The following is a 22,260-nucleotide window of genomic DNA, read 5'->3' as shown; positions in this document are numbered from 1 at the left end:
CCGTCACCGTCGCGTCTGCGGCCGCGCGCCGCCCTGGGCCTTGATCGCGCGCAGCACCTTTTCCGGCGTGATCGGCAGCTCGTCGATGCGCACGCCGACCGCATCGAAAATCGCGTTCGCGATCGCCGGCAGCACCGGATTGGCGCACATCTCGCCGGGGCCCTTGCCGCCGAACGGGCCATCCGGCGCCGGCCGCTCCAGCACGGCGATGTCATGCGGACAGATGTCGCCCGGGCCCGGCATCAGATATTCGACGAAGTCGCGCGGACCTTGTTTGGGATCGGGATAATACGGCTCGGTCGTCTCATAGAGCGCGTGGCTCATGCCCATCCAGGCGCCGCCGACCAGTTGCTGCTCGACCAGGCGCGGATTGAGCGCGCGCCCGAGCTCAAAGGCGCTGTCCATCCTGACGACGCCGACCTCGCCGGTCTCGTCGTCGACCTCGACCTCCGCAACCAGACAGGCATGCGCGTAGCAGGTCGCCGGCGACATCTCGCCGGTCTCGGGATCGACGTCGGACAGCGGCACCAGGAAGATGCCGCGCCCGGAGATCGTCTTGCCCTGGCGGAATTGGGCGGCGATGGCGACGTCCCTGACCGAGATCGAACGATGCGGCGCGCCCTTGACGTGGATGTTGCCGCGGCCGTCGGTTTCGAGATCGCTGGCGTTGACCTCGAGCTCCTCGGCCGCGGCCTCCATCATGACGCCGCGCGCCTCCTTGGCCGCCGCCATGACGGCATTGCCGACGCGATGGGTGCCGCGCGAGGCGAACGAGCCCATGCAGTGCGGCCCGGTGTCGGAATCGGCGGTGTCGACATACACGTCCTCGACCGGCACGCCGAGCGTCTCGGCGCAGATCTGCCGCGTGACCGACTTCATGCCCTGCCCGAGATCGATCGACGACAGCGCCACCGTGAACTTGCCACTGGGATTGGAATGCACCAGCGCCTGGCTCGGATCGCCGCCGAGATTCATGCCGATGGGATAGTTGATCGCCGCCATGCCGCGGCCGCGGTGCCTCGTCATGTCAGCGCCTCCTCGTGCCGAATACCGACGAGAACCGCGTCGCGCCGTGTGCGGGAGCCGGTGCCGGGCTCTGTGGGGGTGGTGACGGCGGCTCAGGAGGTGGAGAAACTGGAAGCCCTCGGTCGTAGCTCGTGCGCTGCTGCGCCGGCGCAGGCCGCGCGCTCACCGGCTCACGTGGCGTGGAGGGAACAGCCGCCCGCGCCCCGCCGCCATCCTTGCGCGATGACATGCGGCGGAACTCCTCGCGGATCGGCCATTTGGCCTTCTCGGCCGCGACCTGCACGCATTCGATCAGCGCCGTGTTCTTGGCCTCGCGGCGATGCGCCTTCATGTCGCCGTCGCGATAGGCGTTGAGGATGCGAAATTCCATCGGGTCCATGCCGATCAGATGCGCGAGCTTGTCCATCTGGCATTCGAGCGCGAAGTCCATGCCCGTGATGCCAAAGCCGCGCATCGCGGTGGCCGGCGTGCGGTTGGTGTAGACGCAGTAGATGTCGCCATGGACGTTCGGGATCGTGTAGGGACCGGGCAGGTGCGCGGCGCATTTGACCACCGCGTAGCTCGACAGCCGCGTGTAGGCGCCCGAGTCGAAATACGCGCGGATCTGGCGCGCGACGATGCGGCCGTCGCGCATCACGCCGTCCTTGACGTAGATGCGTTCGGCGCCGCGGGGCGGCCCGAACTGCATCTCCTCCTCTCGCCCGAGCACGTAGCGCACCGGGCGCCCCGTCAGCATCGCAGCGAGAATGGCGAGCGGCTCGGTCGGCGTGTCGACCTTGCCGCCGAAGCCGCCGCCGACGGTGCCGCCGATGAAGTGGAAGGTGTTGGACGGCAGGTCGAGAATCTTGGCGCAGGTGTCGAGCGAGAAGAACAGCGCCTGGGTCGAAGTGTAGACGACATAGCGGCCGTTGGTGTCGGGTGCTGCGATCGCGCCGTTGGTCTCGACCGGCGCATGCTCGATCGGCGACATCTGGTAGCGCTGTTCCAAGACATGATCGGCGCCGGCAAAGCCACGCTCGACGTCGCCAAAGCGCAGCTTCTGGTGGTCGTAGCGGTCGTGATAAGTGAACGTGTTCTTCGGATAGGTCTCGTTGACAACAGGCGCGCCTGGCTTCAGCGCCTCCTCGACGTCGAACACCGCTGGCAACGTCTCGTAGTCCACGCGCACCTTGGCGGCCGCCTCGTACGCCGCGCGCGGCGTATCCGCGACCACGGCAACGATCGGCTCCCCCTTGTAGCGTACCTTATCGACGGCCAGCGTCGGCTCATCGTCCTTGCCGAAATTGATCAGGCTGAGCAACGTGTTGAGGTTGCGCGGCACGTCGCTGCCGCGGATGACCCGCCGCACGCCCTCGCTCCGCTCAGCCTCGCTGATGTCGATGCGACGCAGCCGGGCATGCGGCTGCGCCGACCTCACGACCCTCAGATGCAGCATGCCCTGCAGCTTGTGATCGTCGAAATAGGTCGAGGTCCCCGTGACATGGCCCAGCATGTCCTGGCGCTGCGTGCCCTTGCCGACCTCGTTGAGATTGTCGTCGCGCTCGTCGGCGAAGATGTCCTTGCGCAGTTCCAGCATGGCGATCTCCCCTCAGGCGCTCGCGCGCAGCGACGCGGCTGCCGCCAGCACCGCATTGATGATCGGCTCGTAGCCGGTGCAGCGGCAGATGTTGCCGGAGATCGCCTCCACCACCTGCTCGCGGCTCGGCTGCGGGATCTTGTCCAGCAGCGCCTTGGCCGCCATCAGCATGCCCGGCGTGCAATAGCCGCATTGCGCGGCAAAACCCTCGGCGAAAGCGCGCTGCAGCGGATGCAGGGTCGGACCGCTCTTGATACCGTCGAGCGTCTCGACCGCGCGGCCCTCGACGGCTTCGGCGAGCGTCAGACACGACAGATGCGCGTCGCCGTCGATCAGCACGGTGCAGGCGCCGCAGCCGCCCTGACCGCAGCCGAATTTCGGCGTGACGTCGCCGATCATCTCGCGCAGCACGACCAGGAGATTGGTGCCGCCGTCGACGAACAGCGCGACGTCGCTACCATTGTGCCGGAACTGAAGTGGGGTCTTGGCCATGGTCTAGCTCTCCTGTCCCGACAGCAGCCGCCGCAGATGCACGCCGACCACTTCGCGGCGATACCACGCGCTCGCCAGCGAATTGTCCGTGGGTGCCGTTCCCTCGGCTGCCGCCGCAGCGGCGGCGCTGATCGCGCCGGCATCGAGCGGCCGGCCTTCGAGCGCGCGCTCAGCGGCCTTGGCGCGAACAGCGGTCGGCGCCATCGATCCCAGCGCGATCCGCGCGCCGGTCACGCGACCGCCGCTCTGTGGAAGATGCGCCGCGAGCGTGATCACCGATCCGCCCTTCGGCTTGATGCGCGCGATCTTGCGATAGCGGAACGCATCTGATGACGCCGGCCTGATGCAGGACACGGCGACCACCAGCGCAGCACCCTGGCGGTCGCGCGATTGCAGGAAATCCTCGATCGGCATATCCCGGACGCCAAAGCCGCCCTGCAGCGAGACCATGCCGTCGAGCGCCAGCAGCGCCACCGTGAAGTCGCCGAACGGCGCCGGCGCGAACAGATTGCCGCCGACGGTGCCCATGTTGCGAACCGCCGGGCCGCCGATCGAGCGCGCCGCCGGATGCAGGAAGGACAGCTCGCGCTCGGCCAGAACGCGGGCGAAGGTGACGCCGGCGCCGATCCGGATGCGCCCGCCCGTGGCGTCGATGCTCTGCAGCGCGCGATCGGTGGCGCGGATCACGGTGGCGATCGAGACGTCGCCTTCGTTGAGATCGCGCATGACCAGCGTGCCGCCGCCCAGATAGCGCGCGGCGCGGTCCGACGACAGCGCAGACGCAGCTTCGCTCGCGGCCTGAAACGTCTTCACCGTAACCGGCATCGATTCACCTCGTCCTCATGCCGCCTGCTTCAGATGCGATCGGATCGCTTCGAAGCCGGCTTGGTAGATGTCTTCCGCCACCATGCGAGTCAGCGCCTCGGCCTGTTCGGGCCGCGTCGTGAAACGGCTTTCCCAGTGCCAGAATGTGCGGTCGCCGTCGGTGACCGGCAGCAGCCGGACATGGGCGACGTAGTTGAACAGCTGTAGCGGCGTATCGAGCAGGCAATAGCTGAAGCTCTGTTCGAGATCGGACAGCGCCAGCAGCTGCTCACGCAGCTCTGAGCCATCCTTGAGACGGAAGCGCCTGACACAGCCGATCTTGTCAGACGTCTGCGAACGCTCGATCGCCGACGTCGCGACCGCCGGGTGCCAGCGGTCATGGCCGTTGAAGTCGCGCAGCACCTCCCACACGGCCTCCGTCGGCGCATCGATGATGGTGCTCTTGACGACGTGCGGCACGGCGTTAGCCTCCGAACGCGCGCTTGAGCGCATCGAAGCCGCCCTGAAACACGCCGCCGCCGATCGAGGCGACGAGATCGGCCTCGCGCTCCGGCGCGCAGTCGAACTCGGCGGTCCATTCCAGGAAGGTCTTATCGCCATCCGTGACGGGGGTCAGCCGCAAGGTGGCGACGTAGTTCGTCACCCCCATCGGCGATTCCAGAATCGAATAGGTGCAGAACATGTCGTAGTCGGACAGGCCGAGCAGCTTCTCGCGGATGCGGTCGCCGTTGCGTAAGCGGAAGTCCCTGACACAGCCGATCTTGTCGGCGGGCTCACCGCCCTCGATCCGGCTCTCCGCAATCGCCGGATGCCAGTTCGGCAAGCCGTTGAAGTCGCGGACGCGCGCCCACACCCGATCGTTGCGGGCGCTCACGACGGTGGAGACGTAGACCCTCGCCATGGTGCCTCACCCCTTTTTGCGCGGACCGCGATCCGACGGCGGCTCGGATGGGCCGCCGCCCTCACCCGCGCCACCTCCGGCATCCTTGCGCGCCGCGGTGTCCTTGCGGATCCCCTGCATGTCCCTGGCTTCGCGGATCAGGCCGGGCATCTTGGCGAGGCTGCCGCCCTCGACGCCGATGTCGGCGAGGATGGAGTCGATCAGCGGCGCCTGCACGCGATAGCGCAGCGCGGAGTCGATCACCTCGTCGGTCGCGCTGCGCCCGACATTGCCGCCTCCGCCATTGCCGTTCAGGCCGTCGACCTGGAGAATCCGGATGCCCTCGATCTTCTCCATCGGCTTGACGCTCTCGCGCACGATACCCTCGATCCGGTCGAGCAGCTTGCGCCTGAACAGCGAGTAGCGCGCCTGGTCGGTCAGCACATTCTCGGCCTCGTTGAGCAGCTTCTGCGCTTCCGCCTCGACAGCCGCGCGGACCCGCTCGGCCTCGGCGGCGATCCGGGTCTCCTCCGCCTGCTTTTCGGCAATCAGCACCTCCACGGTCTTGCGCCGGCGGGCGATCTCGCTCTCGCGCGCAGTGATCACCTTTTCCGTTGCCTCGGTGGCACGCGTGCGCGCCTCCTCGGCGGCGACCTTGGCCGCGGATTCCTCCAGCGACTTCTGATACAGCGCGATCGCCTTCTCCATCAGCGCCGTCTCGACGTCCTTCTCGCGGTTCACTTCGAGCTTGCGCAGCTCGCGCTCGCGGCCGATGCGGGCCTCGTCGAGACCGCGATCGGAGGCGATGCGGGCGCGTTCCACCTCCTCGCGGGCGGCGATCTCGGCCTCCTGCAGCGACTGCACACGCGCGACCTCGAGCTGCTCGATGGCGCGGCGGCGCTCCAGCCGGACAGCCTCCAGCGCCTGTTCGCGCGACACGTCCGCAGTCTCGACCTGCTTGCGCGCGACGATCTCGGCTTCCTTGACCTGCCGATCGGCATCGATGCGCTCAGCGCGCTTGGCGGCGAGCTCAATCACCCTGATCTCATCGGCGAGCTCGATCGCCTTCTTCTGATCGATGTTCAGCACCTCGCGCGTCCGCGACGAGGCGATGCGCTCAGCCTCCAGCGCCAGCTCGACCTCGATGCGGCGCCGCTCCACGGCCTCGCGCCGCTTCAAATCCGCGGCTTCGACGGCCTCGGTGCGCTGGATCTCCAGGCTCCGCGTCTCCTTCTCGGAGCGGATGCGCTTCTCGGCGACAGCCTGTTCCTGCGCGATACGGGCCGCCTCGATCGCTTCGCGCGAGGCGATGTCGGCCTCCTCGATGGTCCGGATGCGCGCGATCTCCAGCGCTCGGACGCGTTCCTCCTGCGCGATGCGGCTGGCCTCCGTCGCCTCGCGGGCGGCAATGCCGGCGATCTCGATCCCCTGGTTGCGCTCGATCTCCAGCTTGCGCGTGGCATGCTCCGCGGCGATGCGCTCTGCGGACAGCACCTGCTCACGCGCAATGCGCGCGGCTTCGACCGCCTTCTGCGCCTCGATCTCGGCCTCCTGGATGTTGCGCACCTGGGCGATCTCGGTGGCGCGCGTCCGCTCGTCGGAGCTGATGCGCTCCAGGTTCACGATCATGGTCTGCGCGATCCGCGCCTTCTCGGTCGCCTCGCGCGCCGCGATCTCCGCCTCCTCGATCGCGCGGGTGCGCTCGATCTCGCGGCGGCGTGTCTCCTCGTCGTTGGCGATGCGCGCATCCGAGACCACGCGATCCTGCTGGATCCGCGCCTTCTCCACGGCCTCGCGCGCCGCAATCTCGGCCTCCTCGATGGTACGCGTCCGCTCGATGTCGCGCTGGCGCACCTCCCGCTCGGATTCGATGCGCGCGGCATCGATCGCACGCTGGTTGGCGATCCGCGCCTTCTCGATGTCCTCGCGCGCCAGCAGCTCGCGCTCCTCGACCGCCCGCGTACGTTCGATCTCCCGCTGCCTTGTGTCGCGCTCGGCCGCGATTCGCGCCTCCGCAATCGTCAGCTCGTTGGCGATGCGGGACTTCTCGATCGCCTCCCGCGCCATGATCTGTGCCTGCTCGGCCTCGGTCTCGCGCAGCGCGCGCTCGCGCGCGACCTCCGTCCGCTGCAAGGCACGGCGCATCTCGATGTCGCGCTCCTGCTCCAGCCGTGCCGTCTCGCTCTCCCGCTCGATCTCCAGCGCCTCGCGCTCGGCTTCGAGATTGCGGGTGCGGATCTTGATCATCGAGTCCTGCTCGATGTCGTTGCGCAGCTTGCGCTTGCTCTCGATGTCCTCCATCAGCCGTGTCAAGCCCTCGGCGTCGAACCGGTTCGAGGGGTTGAAGAATTCGAGATCGGTCTGGTCGAGATCGGTGATCGCGACCGATTCCAGCTCGAGGCCGTTCTGGGCCAGCGCCTCGGCCGCCGCCGCTTTGACGCGCGAGACGTAGTCGCCGCGCTGCTCGTGCATCTGCTCCATGGTCATCTCCGCGGCGACCGCGCGCACGGCAGAGATGAACTTTCCGGACAGCAACGCGTGCAATTTTTCCGGCTCGAGGGTGCGGCGGCCAAGCGTCGCCGCCGCGATCGACACGGCCTCGCGGGTCGGCTGAACGCGAACGTAGAAATCGGCCTCGACGTCGACCCGCATCCGGTCGCGCGTGATGACGGCGTCCTGCCGCGCACGCGTGATGCCCATCGGCAGAACGTTCATGTTGACCGGCGTATAGTCGTGGATGAACGGCAGCACGAAGGCGCCCCCATTGATCACGACGCGCTCCCCCATGAAGCCGGTGCGGACGAAGGAGACCTCCTTCGAGGAGCGATGATACAGCCAGTTGACGATGTAGACGGCGACCACGATGACGACGATCGCGACGATCAGCCAAAGGATCAGCTCACCGATCAGAACCCCGGACATCTCATTCCTCCCTCGGTCTCCCGTCCGGCGAGCGCGGCGCCGTGCACCGTTGCTGCCGGATCTCGTGTTGTCGCCTCAGACGCGGCGTGGCCGCGAGCTGATCGCCTTGAAATGTCGCACCTGCTCCGTCAGCGCCCGCTCCACCGGCAGCCGCTCCATCGAGGAGGCGCCGTAGAAGCCGTGGCAGTTCTTGGTGTGCTTCATGATGAAGTCGGCGTCGGACGGCTCCGCGATCGGGCCGCCATGCGCCAGCACCAGGATCTCCGGGTTGACGCTGAGCGCAGCCGAGGCCCAGCTATCGATCAGGCCGGGGCAGTCATCGAGCTTGGGCGCGGTCTGCGCGCCGATCGAGCCGCCCGTGGTGAGACCGAGATGGCAGACGATGATGTCGGCGCCGGCGATCGCCATGCCCGCGGCCTGGGCCTCGTTGAACACGTAGGGCGTCGTCAGCAGGTCCTTGTCATGGGCGCGCCCGATCATGTCGATCTCCAGCGCGTAGGAAATGCCGGTTTCCTCCAGATTGGCGCGGAAGGTGCCGTCGATCAGGCCGACGGTCGGAAAGTTCTGCACGCCGGAGAAGCCGAGCGTCTTCAGCTCATCGAGGAAGACATCCATGTCACGGAACGGGTCGGTGCCGTTGACGCCCGCCAGCACTGGGGTGGACTTCACCACCGGCAGCACCTCGCTCGCCATCTCCACGACGATCGCATTGGCGTCGCCATAGGCCATCAGCCCGGCGAGCGAGCCGCGGCCGGCCATGCGATAGCGACCGGAATTGTAGATCACGATCAGGTCGATGCCGCCGGCCTCCTCGCATTTGGCCGACAGGCCGGTGCCGGCGCCGCCGCCGATGATCGGCACACCACGGCGCACCATGTCGCGAAACTTCTTCAGCAGCGGTGCGCGCTCATATCTCGCCATCCCCTCACCTCGCCTGTCTGCGCCGCGCCGGCGGCCGCCCGAGCATCGGCCTGATGGCGCCGACGATCGCCGCGACGAACTCGTTGTCGTTGATGTGATGCGGCACGCGGATCAGGCGCCGGCTCGAGGTCTGCCGCACGGTCTGTTCGAGGCTGCGGAACAGCGCCTCGTCCGCCTCGCGATCGGAGAACGGCTGGCCCGGCGCATCGAGCGCCGAGACGCCCTTCTCGGGCAGGAAGAACCGGACCGGCCCGTCCATGCGATTGAGCCGCTCGCCGATCCAGCGCCCCATCTGCGCGTTCTCCGCCGCCGTCGTCCGCATCAGCGTGACCTGCGGGTTGTGAACGTGAAACTTGCGGCCGCGATAGCGCTCGGGAATGGTCTCGGGCGCGCCGAAATTCACCATGTCGAGCGCGCCGACCGAGCCGACATAGGGCACGCGGCTGCGGATGATGGCGCCGAAGCGATCCTCGGTGGCCGGAAACACACCGCCCATCAGCAGGTCGCAGACCTCGGTCGTGGTGAGATCGATCACGCCGGCGAGCATGCCGGACTCGACCAGCTTCTCCATCGAGCGGCCGCCGACGCCGGTGGCGTGGAAGACCAGGCACTCGTAGTCGTCGCGCAGCTCGGCCGTGAGCTTCTGCACCGCCGGCGTGGTCACGCCGAACATGGTGATGCCGATGGCGGGACGTTGCGGTCGGGTGTGATCAGCGACAGCGGACTGCCGCTCGCGCGCCGTCACCATGCCGGCAAGCGCATGCGCACCATTGCTCAGCACCGCGCGCGAAATCGAATTGAGTCCTTGGACGTCGGTGACCGAGTACATCATCGCGATGTCGGCCGGCCCGACATAGGCGCCGACGTCACCGGATGCGACAGAGGAGATGATCAATTTCGGTACACCGACCGGCAGGTCGCGCATTCCCGGCGTGACCAGCGATGTGCCCCCAGACCCTCCGGCCGAGATGATGCCGGCTACATTGTCCTGCCGTCGCAGCCAACGTGCGAAAGCTTCTGCCATCGCGGTGACCGATGCGCCGCGATCGGGGCCGAACACGGCGGAGCCGCCGCGGGGATGATTGAGTGCGACCTCCTGGGCCGAGACGTCGCAGCTCGCGTGCCGTCCGCTGGTGGAGACATCGACAAGTCGGGTGCGCAGGCCGTGGCCCGCGACGATGTCGCGGATGAAGCGCAGCTCGTCACCCTTGGTGTCGAGCGTGCCGACCACGATCACCGCCGGCGGGCCCGCCGCGATCGACACGGCGCCCTCGCGACTCTGGCGAGTTGCCTCGTCGAGCCGGGTCACACTGGTGGACAGCGTGCGCGCCTTGGCCTCGATCTGCGCGATCGGCACCGGCTGCGACCAGCGCGTCGGCAGCACGGGATTAGAGACGTAAACCTTGACGGGCGCAGCTTTCGGCGTCGTTGGCACCGCCGCACCTGCGACGGGCACATCCTGAACCTCGCCCGTCCCGAGATCGGTCTCGTCGCCGGCATGCTGGCCGACGCCGAGCAGACGCTGCTGCAGCTCGCGATCGGCGGCGAGCCGGGCCGAGTCGATGATGCGGTTGATGCGGCCGTTGACCATGATGGCCACGCGCGGCGAGATCGCCGTGGCGACGCCGATGTTCTGTTCGATCACGAGGACCGCCATGCCGCCGTCCTGGCCGAGCCGGATCAGCATCTCCTCGACCTGGGCGACAATGACCGGCGCCAAGCCCTCTGTCGGCTCGTCCATGATCAGGAGCTGCGGATTGGTCAGCAGCGCGCGCGAGATCGCCAGCATCTGCTGCTCGCCGCCCGACAACTGGCCGCCGCCATTGTTGCGCCGCTCGGCCAGGCGCGGAAATGTCTCGTAGACGCGCTCGACGGTCCAGGCGCCGCGGCGCTGGCCGGCTGCGAGGCGCAGATGCTCGTCGACGCTGAGCGAGCGCCACAGACGCCGCCCCTGCGGCACATAGCCGACGCCGAGCCTTGCGATGCGCGCCGGATTGAGCCCGGTGATATCCTCACCACGCAGCCGCACCGATCCGCCGGACGGCCGCAGCAGGCCCATGATGGCCTTGCACAGCGTCGTCTTGCCCATGCCGTTGCGGCCGACCAGCGAGAACACGCCGCTGTCGAGCCGGAGGTCGACGCCCTGCAGCGCATGGGAGTGGCCGTAGTACACGTCGAGGCCGCGGACCTCGAGCGCAGGCGCGGAGCGGCGGATGTCATTCATGACCGCCTCCGAGATAGAGCTCCTGCACCTCCGGATCGGATTCGATCTCCTGCGGCGCGCCCTCCTTGAAGATGCGGCCGTTGTGCATCATCGTCACGCTCTCGACGACGCGCAGCGCCACGTCCATGTCGTGCTCGATGATGATGTAGCCGATATGCGGTGGCAGTGACGTCAGGATCTCGACCAGCTCGCGCCGCTCGGTCGGCGACAGGCCCGCCGCCGGCTCGTCGAACAGGATGAATCGCGGCGCTCCGGCCAGCGCCAGCGCGATCTCGAGCTGGCGCTGCTGCCCATGGGCCAGCTCCGACACCAATTGATCGCGCACTGACGTCAGATGCACCGCCTCGATCAGGCGTTCGGTCGCCTGCATCAGTGCATCGTTGACGCTGGGCCGCAGCATCGAAAGCCGCGCGCGCGAGACGCCGCGGCAGGCCAGGTAGACATTGTCGCGCACCGAGAGGCCGAGGAACAGCGCCGAGATCTGGTAGGTGCGGCGCAGCCCGCGGCGGATCCGCTCGTAGGGCGGAAAGGCGGTGATGTCCTCGCCGAAGAAGCGGATCGTGCCTGAGGTCGGCAGGAAGTCGCCGGTCACGCAATTGAACAGGGTGGTCTTGCCGGCGCCGTTCGAGCCCAGCACCGCGCGCCGCTCCCCAGGCCGCACCGTGATCGTGATGTCGGTCAGCGCGGCGAGCGCACCGAACATCCGCGTGACACCGCGCAATTCGAGGGCTGCAGTCGAGCCGAGCGCCGAGAGCCGGTCCGCGACCCTATCCATGGCCGTGACCTCCGGAACGCGACCGCGTCTGCGACGACTCGCTGCGACGGCGCCACCGATCATAGAGACCGATCACGCCATCGGACGACCAGAAGACGATGGCGAGGAAGCCGAGCCCGATCAGCAGCCGGAACCGGTTGCCGTCGAGCCCGACCTTGACCAGGAAGTCGAGCGCAAAGGTGCGCAGGATGACGAAGATGAAGGCGCCGACATACGGCCCGACCGGCCGGGTGATGCCGCCGACGACGGCGACGATGAGAATGTCGATGCAGCGCTCGACCGCGACCGATCCGGGCGAGATCTGCCGATAGTTCCAGACCTGCAGCACGCCACCCATGCCGGCGATCAGGGCCGCGAACGCATGGGCGGCGATGCGATGCGCATTGACGTTGAAGCCGAGCGTCGCCATGCGCCTGGGATTGTCGCGTACGCCCTGCAGCGCCAGGCCGAATGGCGCGCGCGACAGATAGAGCACGACGAAATAACACAGCGCGGCCACCGCCAGCGTCAGGTAATAGAACGCGATGTCCATGCGCCAATCGACGCCGAGGAAATGCGGCGTCGCAATCGTATTGATGCCGGTGTGGCCGTTGAAGATCGCCCAGTTCTGGTTGGTGAAGTAGTAGAACGCGGCGCCAATCGCGAGCGTGATCATGATGGTGTAGATGCCCTCGGTACGCACCGCGAGCGCGCCGCCAAGCGTGCCGAACAGCACCGCGAGCACCAGCGCCATGGGCGTCGCCAGCCACCACGGCCAGCCCAGGCTGATATTGGCGTTGCCGCTGACGCCGAACACGGCAACCATGTAGCCGGCAAAGCCCGCAATGGTCAGTTGCATCAGGCTGACCATGCCGCCATAGCCGGCGAGGAACATCAGGCTCAGCGCGATGGTGCCGAGGATCAGGGTGGTGCCGAAGATCTCGATCAGGAAGAAGCCGTTGGCGATCAGCGGCATGATCAGCAGCAGGGCCGCGACCGCCCAGGCCCAGGGCTGCTCGGTGGCCGACCACGCGGCCGGCTGCCGTGCGGCGCCGCCTACCAGCATGCTCTCCCGCGCGCGAGCCTCCTGGAAAAGCGACATCTCACCGCCTCGCCAGGAGGCCCTGGGGCCGCAGCGCCAGCACCAGCACCATGATCAGGAAGGTCACGACGATCGCATAGGTCGGGATGTAGACCGAGCCAAGCTGCTCGGCGAGCCCGATGATCAGCGCACCGAGCGCAGCTCCCGGGATCGATCCCATGCCGCCGACGATGACGACGACCAGCGAGGCCAGCAGAAAGCGCGTATCCTCGCCGGGCGAGATCGACTGGAAGGTTCCGCCAACCACGCCGGCAATGCCGGCCAGCCCCGCGCCCAGCGCGAACACCAGCACGAAGACGAGCTGAATCTGGACGCCGGTCGCCGCCAGGATCTCGCGATCATCGACGCCGGCGCGCACGATCATGCCAACACGGGTGCGGTTGAGCGCGAGCCACATCGCGACGCCGATCACTACCGAGCCGCAGAAGATCACCAGCCGCACGAGGGGATACTGCAGGAACACCGCCTCACCCGACGATTTCATCGCCGTCATCAGCGGGAGCTGCACCGGTCCGATCAGCCAGGCCGGCGTCTGGACCTGATAGAAGTCGCCGCCGAACGCCCACAGCATCAGATCGGCGAACACGATCGAGAGGCCGATCGTCACCATGGTCTGGCGCAGGTCCTGCCCCTCCATGCGGCGAAAGACGAGCAGTTGCAAGAGAACGCCGATGGCCGCGACGACGATGAAGGCGGCGGCGAAGGCGAGGATCCATGACCCGGTCGCGGCGGACACTCCGTAGCCCACATAGCCGCCGAGCAGATAGAGCGAGCCGTGCGCAAGATTGACGTTTCGCATCAGGCCGAAGATCAACGTGAACCCGCTCGCGACCAGGAAATACAGTCCGCCCAGCGTGATGCCGTTGAACACCGCACTCAGGAACACCTTCTTCCGACCGATCGCCTCCTCAAGCCCCGGCGGCCAGACGGCGAAGATCAGCCACGCCAGCAGCGCCAAGGCGAGGAGAATGATGAGGGACCAGATCGGGTGACGCTCGATGAAGAGGCTCATCGTCCCTCCCTCATGGTCAGAGGGACGGATCCGTCATCACAGCGGAAAGGCGCATTCAGCCGAAGATCGCCGGGTGTGCCGGCCATCGCTCGTCCTCCCTCGTCGGATCCTTTTCCGGATCACGTTCCGAAGAGTGTAGCGGCAGACAAGCATGCGCACTTGATCGACAGTCTCTTTTCGCGCGACGCGCAGCAGCACGTCAGGCGCGCAGCACTTTTGCAGCGCGGCGATAGTCGGTCGGCGCCATGCCGACATTTCCGGCGAAGAAGCGCGTGAAGCCGCTCTGGGAGGTGAATCCGAGATCGAAGCCGATGTCGGCGATCGGCGACTCCGTCGCCACCACCGCATCGAGCGCCCGCTCCATCAGCAGCGTATTCAAATAGAGGTTGGGCGTTACTCCGGTCTGGCTACGGAACAGCCGATAGAAATGAGGCCGCGACAGTCCGGATTCGCGGGCGATGTGATCGAGCTCGATCTCGGCGCACGGACTGTCCGACATCAGCTTGATGCACTTGCGAACTCGAAAATCCGTCACTTCCGCGCACGGCCGCTCGGGCATCTGATCCGAGACGCGCCAGCTCTCCTCGTAGCAACTGTCGATCAGCTGCCGCAACTCGCCGTCGAGGCAACCGAGCGATGGCACGCCACATACCAACGCTGCGGCGCGGCGAATGCAGCGGTCGAGGGCGGCGGTTCGCCGAAAGCAGGTACGACCAAACCGCAGGCCCTGCTCGCGCGCGGCCGACGGCGTGAACCACTCCGCATTGACGTAGAGCACGAAGAAGATGGCGCCGTTGCCGACATCGTTCGGCAGGAAGTTGTGCGGCTCCCACGGATTGACCGCGACGATCCAGTCCTCGCCGATCTGATAATGCTGATCGCAGACGTCGATATCGGCCGGCGTCCCGCCAACATGAAAGATCAGATGTCCCTCGCGGTGGGCATGCACATTGAATGGCCGATTGAGCTGATAAACCGTCGCGCGGCCGAAGCGAGCATGAAAGACGGCGAGCGCCCTACTCATCACTTCCTCACCGAAATGGTTCTTATTGTTCGTCAGCGTCGATCATTGTTTTGCAGAAAGCAAGAGACGCGACGACGCGGCCCGAGCCCGCTCGAGCCGCGTCGCTCTCTGCAGAAAGGTCAGTACTTCTTACATTCGGGCACGGTGCGGCTCGGCAGGCCGATCTTGGCGAAGGTGGCGGCGTCGTATCCCAGCGTCTGGTTGACGTCGGGAATCACCTTCACGACCTTGCTGAACAGCGCGCCCTTGCCATCGTCGACGACCTCGGTGACGAAGTTGGTGCCGATCGCCTGGCGGTTGGCGTCGAGCTTGATCTTGCCGTTGGGAGCATCGATCTCGATCTTCGCCAGCGCCGCCTTTAGCTTGGCCTGGTTGTTCGACAGATCGCCATTGACCTCGCGCAGCGCCAGGATCAACGCCATGGTCGAGCCATAGTAGTTGGTGGCAAGCAGCGACGGGCTCGGGAAGCGCTTCTCAGGCGGGAACGAGTCCTGATAGGCCTTCACGAACTTCTGCCAGCGCGGATCTTCCCAGGTATCGGCCTGCCCCGATGCCGCAATCGTACCGATCAGGGCGTTCTTGGCATTGCCCTTCGACGACAGGATGGTCTGGTCGATCATGATCGAGCCGCCCATCAGGTGCGCCTTGCCGCCGGCCTGTTGATACTGGTTGAGGAAGTTGACGGCATCGGCGCCGCCGAGACCGAGATAGATCGCATCGACATCATCGGGCAGCGCCGCGATCACCGACGCGAAATCCTTGGTGCCGAGCGGCACCCATTGCCGGCTGGAGATCTTGCCGCCCAGGCCGCAGAACTCCAGCGCCAGGCCGAACACCTGGGTATAGATGAAGGAATAGTCCTCGCCGACGGTCGCGATCTTGCGATAGCCCTTGGTCTCATAGGCATATTTGCCGAGGCCGACCTGCCACTGAGCACCATCCATGTTGAAACGGAAGAAGTTCGGCGCAGGATCGACATAGGTCGTCTCCTGCGCACCGGACGCGGCGTTGACGAAGGTCAGCTCGGGGTGCGTCTTGGCGAAGTTCTTGACGGCGATGCCCTCGTCGCCCGACAGCGGCGACAGCAGGATCTGCACCTTGTCCTGCTCGATCAGCTTGCGCACGGCACGGATGGCCGAGTCCGGCGTGGCATCGGTCGACGCGACGACGAACTCCAGCTCCTTGTCGCCGACCTTCTTGCCGAGCACGTTCAGCGCGGTGACATGTCCGCGCATCCCGTCCTCACCGAGCACGGTATAGGTGCCCTCCAGCGTCGCCGTGACGCCGACCTTGATCTTTTCCTGCGCGAATGCCGTGCCGGACAGCAAAAGCGCCGTGAACACGGCGATACCTACACTTCGCATGTGCATCGAACTCCTCCCTTGTCGTCCATTGCTGGGGCACACGAGCGTGTGCCGGCCACTGTTTTGTTGGCCATGTTGGCAGCGGACCTCCCCGACGCCTCGCGTGATCTCTGACGAGCGACGGTGAGCTCCCATCGACCGCGGAGGCTAGCGGATGAGCCGAGGCCGGGCGCAACCCGCCCGGCCTCGGCCTTGACGAAGAGTCTCATTTTCCATGATGCGACGCGATAAGCCTGTGATGCACTCCGCGTGCATCGCGGTCCCGTCAGGGCTTCGGCGGCGTGGCAGCGGCCTGGCCGCGCTGGCAGAGCACGGGCAACTCAACTGCCTCGGCCCGGCTCCCTTGGGATCGTCTTGGAGTTCAACCGACGCGATCGTACCGCCACCCGAGACCGCCGGATGCGCCGCTTCCGAAATTCCAATCCGCACATGGCAATATCGATGCTTTCGTTCGGATGCCGTAGACGGCGTCCGTGGAACGCGAGCCATTTCTCGACCTGGCGCACGACCACGCGGCCGAGTCCCAGTCGCCGCACCAACTCGTCGCGCGTATGCAGCGAGGCGATGTCGACGATGTAATCGAGCCGTTCCGACATGGTCCGGCCGACGAGCCGCGCGTATTCACTCGACACTAGCAAGGTTACGACCCGCTCAGGCAGATGCGGCTCACCCATTTCCAATCCTGCACTCCACCGTGCCCGCCGGCCGACACGAGATGTCGGTCATCCAGCAGTTGCAGGCACGGCGCCCCCCGATGACAACTCGACCGTGACACGCCAGGGACGGCCAGGTCGTCGCAAAGATGCCCTTTCGGCCTCATTCCACGACGTCGCGCGCGGCGCGCTCGTCGTGGCTCCGCATTCGGCTTTCCATCACGAGTACACGCGCTCGGCCCGGTCCTGCGAGGGCGCGGCGTCCTGTTCTCTCGCCGTTGTCGACACGAGCGACTTCGTGATCTCCTGAGCCCGCATCGGCAGCACCGAGAGCAGCGTATCGGAGAGGCCGTGCGAGGTTTCGGCGCAGCCCTGCACATAGACGTGTGGACGAAACGCGGGACTTGTCTGCAGACGATAGTCGCGATCAAGCGACGCCGACTCGATGTAGCGGCTGATCGGATCGAGACACCCCGGGATCGGAGATCGCTCGTAGCCGGTGGCGAGCACGACGGCATCGTATGCCGCTCGGCGGCGGACCTCCTCGTCCTTGTTATTGAACTCGAGCACCACCCCCTCGGGGGAGGTGTGAGCTGCGACGATCTCGCTGCGCGGATGAAGCGCCAGCTTCCGAGCTCCGGCAACGCGCTGCTGGTACGTCATCCGGTAGAGCTGATCGAGCAGGTCGGGGTCGACCACCGCATAATTGGTATTGCGGAAGCTGCGGACGATTGTCTCGCGCTGCCCGTCGGACCGCGAATGGAAATAATCGGTGTAGTCCGGGTTGAAGATCTCGTTTACGAACGGGCTGCTGTCGGCCGGCTTGAGGGCATGCCCGCGGAAGACCAGATCGATCTGGGCGCCCGGAATCCGCTCGCTGAGATCGAGGGTGACCTCAGCCGCACTTTGCCCGCCGCCGATGACCGCCACCCGCGGCGAGCGACCGTCCGATCCTGCCGCAAGCGACGAGCCGAGATAGCCGCTGGTGTGCACGACCCGCGGATCCATCGCGACCGCTCGAAATACGGACGGGATGTGCGGCACGCCGCCGACGGCGGCCACGAGGTGCCGCGTGACGCGTGACCGTTCTTTCCCGTCAACCATGCGTGTGAGCACCCGAAGCGCGGTGACGGACTGACCGGCGTGCACGGGCTCGACAGCCTCGACGGTCTCTCCATATGCGACCATGGCGCTGAACTGGCCAGCGACCCATCGGAGGTAGTCGTTGAACTCGATCCGGCTCGGATAGAACGTCTTGCAGTTGGTGAAGTCGAGCAGCCGGCCGGATTTGTGAAGGTAGTTGACGAAGGTGAACGGACTGGTCGGATCGCGAAGCGATACCAGGTCCTTGAGGAAGGAGATCTGCATGCTGCTGCCGGGCAGCAGCATCCCGCCATGCCACTTGAAGTCCTGCTGCCTTTCCACGAACAGGGACCGGCATTTCAAGCTTTGCTGCCTGGCGCAATCGTCGAGCGCAATCGCCAGTGCGAGGTTCGACGGGCCGAAGCCAACGCCGACGACATCATATTCAGGGGCAGGATGATACGACATGGGTGATGCTCCGTCCGCGCTAGGCTTCTATGGGTGCTTCCTTGGGCGCCGGCTGCCACAGCCGGTCGCCGAAGAAGCGCTCGCGCAGCAACATGACCAGGGTTGCCCGCTTGTGTGGGAAGTCGAAGTTCTTGATCCGCGCAAAGCCCGCCAGATCCAGGTTACGCAGCTGCTGGGAATGCGCCGCCGCTGGCTCGCCGACGATGCGCTCGGTGCGGCAATCGTCGAGGAACATGTAGTGCATGAGCGAGGGAAGCCAGGCCGTGATGAAGCGGCGGCCCCGGAAGCCGTCCTCGCCGACGATCACGTGCCAGCCGCGATCATAGTCCGCCGCCTCGTAGAACGGCGCGATGCGATTTTCCTTTGCCCAATAGAGCTCGAAATAGCCGAAAGGCTGATCACCGAAGGAGCCGATCAGCGGCACCATGTGCGGGTCCGACATGATCCGCGACAGATACTGCCGGTGCTTGTCGACGTCCCCCGCCTCGTTCCAGAACGTGTCCACCCGCGGGTCGTTGAGCCAGCGGTGCACCAGCGGGAGATCGTGAGCGATGTCGACGACGCGAAAACTGATGACGTCGGACAGCCAGGGAATGAAACGGGCGTAGACGGTGCCGACCGGCTTGGGAGGGCGCCGAGGATGACGCCTGCCATCGGTCATCGTGTAGGATAGTGGAAACGCCGGACATGCGGCGTCCGTCAGCCAGTTCTCGCGTCGCTGCATCACCATGTCCGGACGCAGCGTCAACCTGCCGTCAGTGACCACCGCAAGGCCGTCTCTCGCCAAGGCCGATGCTGCTGCCGAGTTATCGTCGAGCGCAAGGACGAGCCTCTCCAGCGACGGCGTCCAGCCGAAGACCGCTTCGGCCATTGCCGCTACTCCGCGCGAGACCCGGCGCCAATCATCGATCCCGTCGTGCACGATCAGACGCGTCGGTTCGCCATCCGGCCGAACCGACAGCAATGGCGCGCCGTCCGCGATCACCCGTAGCCCGTCATCGTCGCGAACGACCGACATTGTCGCGTCAGTTGCGACAGGGAATGTCCGGACACTGCCCGTAACGCTCGCAGTCGCGCTCATGCGAACTCCTTCCCTCTCATTGATCTGCACGGGCGCCATCTCTGTCCACTCCCGCTCAGGATGTAGATCGGTCGGCACGACGAAGACAACAAAGTCTGTAGCTCTGTTTTTAGATTAACTACAAAGATGCGGTTCACGGATTCGATGCTCCAAGCAACGGAGCGGGTTCCTGCAGAACGGTCGTGAGCGTGCGTTGGCTTTGTGCCGGCTCGCGGCGTTCAGCGGCGTCGCTGGCGTCAATCCGACCGTCGCGGAGGCGCACGATCCGATCGGCGCAGTGGAAGTAGCGATCGTCGTGTGAGATCACGATGATCGTCTTGCCGAGACGTTTGAGGTCGGCGAGCAGTTCGGTGTAGAAGATTTGACGGAACGCCGGATCCTGATCGGCCGCCCATTCGTCGAATACCAGCACGGGCCGTCCCTCGATCCAGGCATTGATCAAGGCGAGCCGCTTGCGCTGGCCTGTCGACAGGTCGGTGGTGGAGAATGCGCCGCCTTCGATGGAGACTTTGTGCGCGAGCTCGAGGCGGTCGAGATAGCGCTGTGCGATCTCAGATCGCTGATTGCTCTGCTGTGCAAGGGTGTCGAACAGGAAATAGTCCGAGAATACGGTGGTGAAGAGCTGCCGGTAGTCGTCGCGGGTCTCGCTGACGACAGGACTGCCGTCGCGCAGCAGCACGCCGCGGTCAGGCACATAGAGTCCGAGCAGCAGCTTGATCAGCGTCGTCTTACCGCTGCCGTTCTCGCCGACGATAAAGACGATCTCGCCGCGGCGTATGTGAAGGTCGATCGGTCCGATGGCAAAGGGCCGTTCGGATGAGGACGCCGGGAATGCGTAGGAGACTCCGCGCAACTCGATCGATTCGATCTGGTCGGCGGTTCGATCCTGCGGATCATCAAGCAGTTCCGCCTCTTCGGTGGTGAAACGGTCCGACAATTCGGCGATCCGACGCATCGCGACCTGGGCGCGGCCGAGCGACGGCAGCATGCCGATCAACTGGTCGATCGGTCCGCGCATGAACAGCAGCACCAGCACGAAGCCGCTGGATACCGAGGCAGGGCTGTCGGGCCACAGCAGCGGACGCAGCACGAGCGTGGTCCCGATCACCAGGAACAGGAGAACCGTCCCGAGCGCACGCGCCGTCACGAGCAGATTGATCGCCTTGATCTGCACGTCGCCGATCCGGTCGACGGTCTGCCCGATCAGATCGACATGGACGTGGCGCCGGCGCGGGCGATTCAGGCGCAACTCCTTGGCGCCTTCGGAGATCGCGCGGTAGTGCTTCTGCAGGTCGTCTTCGTATTGGCGCGCGAGATTGAAGCCCGTCATTCCACGCTTGCGAGCGAGATAGTGGACGAACGACCCGAGCGCGATCAAGGCTGCCGTGACCAGGAACAGCGGCCACGAGAGCACCGCCAGGTAGATCAGGCAGCCGGCGACGATGACGCCGGACACCAGGAAGGCCGGAAAGAAGAACGCGAAATCGCTGATGGCGTCGACATCCTTGGTCAGGACCGGGATGAGGCGGTGCGACCGATAGGATTCGAGCTGGTCGATCGGCGCCATCAGGATCTTGGCGGCCAGCGACTTGCGCAGCGAGGCGACGATCCGCTGTCCGACGACGTTGGCGCTGATGTCCGAGCCGACGGAGCCGACCACGATCAGGACACAGAGACCCGCGAACGAGGCGACCAGGCCGCCGACGTCGCCGGGCCCTGCGTAGAGGCCGCGGTTCACCACGGCGAGCAGACCCGCAACGCTGGCGCCGCCGAGGAGACCGAGCAGGATGGCTGCGACGAGCAGCAACCAATAAGGCCGCAGCAGGCTTCCGACGTTGGCAAGCCCTGGATTGGATGACGTCATCATCGGTCGCCAGCTCCCATTCCCATGCCGAAGACGGTAGCGAGCTTGTCGCCGATGTCGGCGCGGGCCCGCAGAGCGTCCGGCACGACGTTGCCCATGCGCAGGAACTCGTGGATCATGCCGGGATAGACCTTCAGATCCACGGCGACCCCGGCCGCGTGCAAGCGTTCAGCATAGGCCCGCCCCTCGTCGGCAAGCGGATCGAACTCGGCGAGCACGATCAGCGCAGGCGCGACGCGCGTGAGATCGGATGCCGCCAGCGGCGCAAATCGCCAGTCGTGGCGATCGGCGTCCTGGGGGAGATAGTGGTCGAAGAACCAGTCCACGGTCTCGCGCTCGAGCAGATAGCCCGAGCCGTATTTTTCGTAGGAATCCGAGATCTGCTGCGGGCTGAGGCCGGGATAAGCGAGGACCTGAAGGACAGGCTGCGGCAAGGCCCGATCGTCGCGCGCGGCGATCGCCAGGGCTGCAGCGAGCGTGCCGCCCGCACTGTCGCCACCGACCGCGACCCGCCGCGGATCGAGGCCAAGCGCAGGCCCCTCGCGCCCGATCCAGGCGAGCGCATCCACGCAGTCCTCGAACGCGGTCGGAAACCGATGCTCCGGCGCCAGCCGGTAGCCGATCGACAGCACCGCCGCGCCGCTATCATCGGCAAGACCCCGGCACAGCGGCTGGTGCGAGTCGAGGCTACCGACGACGAAGCCGCCGCCATGCATGTAGAGCAGCACCGCCACTGGATCGGCGATATCCGGCGGCCGCGGCGCGTAGAGCCGCGCGACGATCTCCGTCCCGTCGCGCATGGGCAGCGCAAGCTGTCTCTCGAATGCGAGCGGCGGCGGATCGATATCCAGCAACGGCGAGGAGGCGTCGAAATCGGCACGCGCCTGCGCCGGCGTGAGTTGCGGAAACGGAATGCGCGCGCCGGATTCCGTTCCCAGCTGAATCATCTCGAGCAGTGCCGCGATATCAGGATGAAGGCTCATGATCAC

19 protein-coding genes are annotated in these 22,260 nt (G+C 66.1%); all 19 read right to left on the bottom strand.

What is annotated here, in order from left to right; translation table 11 throughout:
* Positions 1-3 precede the first annotated feature (3 nt).
* The 19 genes from QW881_RS28620 to QW881_RS28530 all read right to left on the bottom strand — a co-directional run bounded on the left by QW881_RS28620 (position 4) and on the right by QW881_RS28530 (position 22,254).
* Positions 4-1,026: a xanthine dehydrogenase family protein molybdopterin-binding subunit gene (locus QW881_RS28620; RefSeq protein WP_315758243.1), complete on the bottom strand. Its 1,023-nt coding sequence runs from the start codon at positions 1,024-1,026 to the stop codon at positions 4-6.
* Between the two features lies 1 nt (position 1,027).
* Positions 1,028-2,602, bottom strand: a complete 1,575-nt coding sequence (locus QW881_RS28615) for a xanthine dehydrogenase family protein molybdopterin-binding subunit (protein WP_315758244.1) — start codon at positions 2,600-2,602, stop codon at positions 1,028-1,030.
* Positions 2,603-2,614: 12 nt separating this feature from the next.
* The gene (locus QW881_RS28610; protein WP_315758245.1) at positions 2,615-3,094 is read right to left on the bottom strand and encodes a (2Fe-2S)-binding protein; all 480 of its coding nucleotides are present in this window, start codon (positions 3,092-3,094) and stop codon (positions 2,615-2,617) included.
* 3 nt (positions 3,095-3,097) lie between these two features.
* Positions 3,098-3,919, bottom strand: coding sequence for an FAD binding domain-containing protein (locus QW881_RS28605; protein WP_315758246.1), 822 nt, complete (start codon positions 3,917-3,919; stop codon positions 3,098-3,100).
* Between the two features lie 15 nt (positions 3,920-3,934).
* Entirely contained in the window at positions 3,935-4,378 is a 444-nt protein-coding gene (locus tag QW881_RS28600) for an SRPBCC family protein (RefSeq protein WP_315758247.1), read from the bottom strand.
* Positions 4,379-4,382: 4 nt separating this feature from the next.
* Complete coding sequence (locus QW881_RS28595; protein ID WP_315758248.1) at positions 4,383-4,820, bottom strand: SRPBCC family protein; 438 nt, start codon at positions 4,818-4,820, stop codon at positions 4,383-4,385.
* A 6-nt stretch (positions 4,821-4,826) separates the two neighbouring features.
* A complete protein-coding gene (locus tag QW881_RS28590) occupies positions 4,827-7,721 on the bottom strand; it encodes a flotillin family protein (RefSeq protein ID WP_315758249.1) in 2,895 nt (964 codons plus the stop codon).
* Positions 7,722-7,796: 75 nt separating this feature from the next.
* Positions 7,797-8,642: a phosphoenolpyruvate hydrolase family protein gene (locus QW881_RS28585; protein WP_315758250.1), complete on the bottom strand. Its 846-nt coding sequence runs from the start codon at positions 8,640-8,642 to the stop codon at positions 7,797-7,799.
* A 4-nt stretch (positions 8,643-8,646) separates the two neighbouring features.
* Positions 8,647-10,866 (bottom strand): ABC transporter permease, encoded by a 2,220-nt coding sequence (locus QW881_RS28580; RefSeq protein WP_315758252.1) that lies wholly within the window; start codon positions 10,864-10,866, stop codon positions 8,647-8,649.
* Positions 10,859-11,641 (bottom strand): ABC transporter ATP-binding protein, encoded by a 783-nt coding sequence (locus QW881_RS28575; protein WP_315758253.1) that lies wholly within the window; start codon positions 11,639-11,641, stop codon positions 10,859-10,861. The genes QW881_RS28580 and QW881_RS28575 overlap by 8 nt, the downstream gene beginning before the upstream one ends.
* Positions 11,634-12,722: a branched-chain amino acid ABC transporter permease gene (locus tag QW881_RS28570; protein ID WP_409999027.1), complete on the bottom strand. Its 1,089-nt coding sequence runs from the start codon at positions 12,720-12,722 to the stop codon at positions 11,634-11,636. Before QW881_RS28570 ends, QW881_RS28575 begins: the two co-directional genes overlap by 8 nt.
* Before the next feature lies 1 nt (position 12,723).
* The gene (locus QW881_RS28565; RefSeq protein ID WP_315758254.1) at positions 12,724-13,734 is read right to left on the bottom strand and encodes a branched-chain amino acid ABC transporter permease; all 1,011 of its coding nucleotides are present in this window, start codon (positions 13,732-13,734) and stop codon (positions 12,724-12,726) included.
* Between the two features lie 199 nt (positions 13,735-13,933).
* A complete protein-coding gene (locus QW881_RS28560) occupies positions 13,934-14,758 on the bottom strand; it encodes an AraC family transcriptional regulator (RefSeq protein WP_315758255.1) in 825 nt (274 codons plus the stop codon).
* A 119-nt stretch (positions 14,759-14,877) separates the two neighbouring features.
* Entirely contained in the window at positions 14,878-16,128 is a 1,251-nt protein-coding gene (locus QW881_RS28555) for an ABC transporter substrate-binding protein (protein ID WP_315758256.1), read from the bottom strand.
* A gap of 314 nt (positions 16,129-16,442) precedes the next feature.
* Positions 16,443-16,796, bottom strand: coding sequence for a hypothetical protein (locus QW881_RS28550; protein ID WP_315758258.1), 354 nt, complete (start codon positions 16,794-16,796; stop codon positions 16,443-16,445).
* Positions 16,797-16,994: 198 nt separating this feature from the next.
* Positions 16,995-18,326, bottom strand: coding sequence for a lysine N(6)-hydroxylase/L-ornithine N(5)-oxygenase family protein (locus QW881_RS28545; RefSeq protein ID WP_315758259.1), 1,332 nt, complete (start codon positions 18,324-18,326; stop codon positions 16,995-16,997).
* A gap of 19 nt (positions 18,327-18,345) precedes the next feature.
* Complete coding sequence (locus tag QW881_RS28540) at positions 18,346-19,407, bottom strand: GNAT family N-acetyltransferase (protein WP_410052077.1); 1,062 nt, start codon at positions 19,405-19,407, stop codon at positions 18,346-18,348.
* Positions 19,408-19,540: 133 nt separating this feature from the next.
* Positions 19,541-21,274: a cyclic peptide export ABC transporter gene (locus QW881_RS28535; RefSeq protein WP_316159144.1), complete on the bottom strand. Its 1,734-nt coding sequence runs from the start codon at positions 21,272-21,274 to the stop codon at positions 19,541-19,543.
* Positions 21,271-22,254 (bottom strand): alpha/beta hydrolase, encoded by a 984-nt coding sequence (locus QW881_RS28530; protein ID WP_315758262.1) that lies wholly within the window; start codon positions 22,252-22,254, stop codon positions 21,271-21,273. The genes QW881_RS28535 and QW881_RS28530 overlap by 4 nt, the downstream gene beginning before the upstream one ends.
* Positions 22,255-22,260 lie beyond the last annotated feature (6 nt).

It is taken from the genome of Bradyrhizobium sp. SZCCHNS3016 (assembly GCF_032484535.1).
Lineage (GTDB): Bacteria > Pseudomonadota > Alphaproteobacteria > Rhizobiales > Xanthobacteraceae > Bradyrhizobium.
This window is presented reverse-complemented; position numbering and strand designations above follow the sequence as displayed.

Bases quoted from the DNA above. Each gene is read 5' to 3' on its own strand.
- QW881_RS28620 (WP_315758243.1), bottom strand. From the start codon at position 1,026: ATGACGAGGCACCGCGGCCGCGGCATGGCGGCGATCAACTATCCCATC.
- QW881_RS28615 (WP_315758244.1), bottom strand. From the start codon at position 2,602: ATGCTGGAACTGCGCAAGGACATCTTCGCCGACGAGCGCGACGACAAT.
- QW881_RS28610 (WP_315758245.1), bottom strand. From the start codon at position 3,094: ATGGCCAAGACCCCACTTCAGTTCCGGCACAATGGTAGCGACGTCGCG.
- QW881_RS28605 (WP_315758246.1), bottom strand. From the start codon at position 3,919: ATGCCGGTTACGGTGAAGACGTTTCAGGCCGCGAGCGAAGCTGCGTCT.
- QW881_RS28595 (WP_315758248.1), bottom strand. From the start codon at position 4,820: ATGGCGAGGGTCTACGTCTCCACCGTCGTGAGCGCCCGCAACGATCGG.
- QW881_RS28590 (WP_315758249.1), bottom strand. From the start codon at position 7,721: ATGTCCGGGGTTCTGATCGGTGAGCTGATCCTTTGGCTGATCGTCGCG.
- QW881_RS28585 (WP_315758250.1), bottom strand. From the start codon at position 8,642: ATGGCGAGATATGAGCGCGCACCGCTGCTGAAGAAGTTTCGCGACATG.
- QW881_RS28580 (WP_315758252.1), bottom strand. From the start codon at position 10,866: ATGAATGACATCCGCCGCTCCGCGCCTGCGCTCGAGGTCCGCGGCCTC.
- QW881_RS28575 (WP_315758253.1), bottom strand. From the start codon at position 11,641: ATGGATAGGGTCGCGGACCGGCTCTCGGCGCTCGGCTCGACTGCAGCC.
- QW881_RS28570 (WP_409999027.1), bottom strand. From the start codon at position 12,722: ATGTCGCTTTTCCAGGAGGCTCGCGCGCGGGAGAGCATGCTGGTAGGC.
- QW881_RS28565 (WP_315758254.1), bottom strand. From the start codon at position 13,734: ATGAGCCTCTTCATCGAGCGTCACCCGATCTGGTCCCTCATCATTCTC.
- QW881_RS28560 (WP_315758255.1), bottom strand. From the start codon at position 14,758: ATGAGTAGGGCGCTCGCCGTCTTTCATGCTCGCTTCGGCCGCGCGACG.
- QW881_RS28555 (WP_315758256.1), bottom strand. From the start codon at position 16,128: ATGCACATGCGAAGTGTAGGTATCGCCGTGTTCACGGCGCTTTTGCTG.
- QW881_RS28550 (WP_315758258.1), bottom strand. From the start codon at position 16,796: ATGGGTGAGCCGCATCTGCCTGAGCGGGTCGTAACCTTGCTAGTGTCG.
- QW881_RS28545 (WP_315758259.1), bottom strand. From the start codon at position 18,326: ATGTCGTATCATCCTGCCCCTGAATATGATGTCGTCGGCGTTGGCTTC.
- QW881_RS28540 (WP_410052077.1), bottom strand. From the start codon at position 19,407: ATGAGCGCGACTGCGAGCGTTACGGGCAGTGTCCGGACATTCCCTGTC.
- QW881_RS28535 (WP_316159144.1), bottom strand. From the start codon at position 21,274: ATGATGACGTCATCCAATCCAGGGCTTGCCAACGTCGGAAGCCTGCTG.
- QW881_RS28530 (WP_315758262.1), bottom strand. From the start codon at position 22,254: ATGAGCCTTCATCCTGATATCGCGGCACTGCTCGAGATGATTCAGCTG.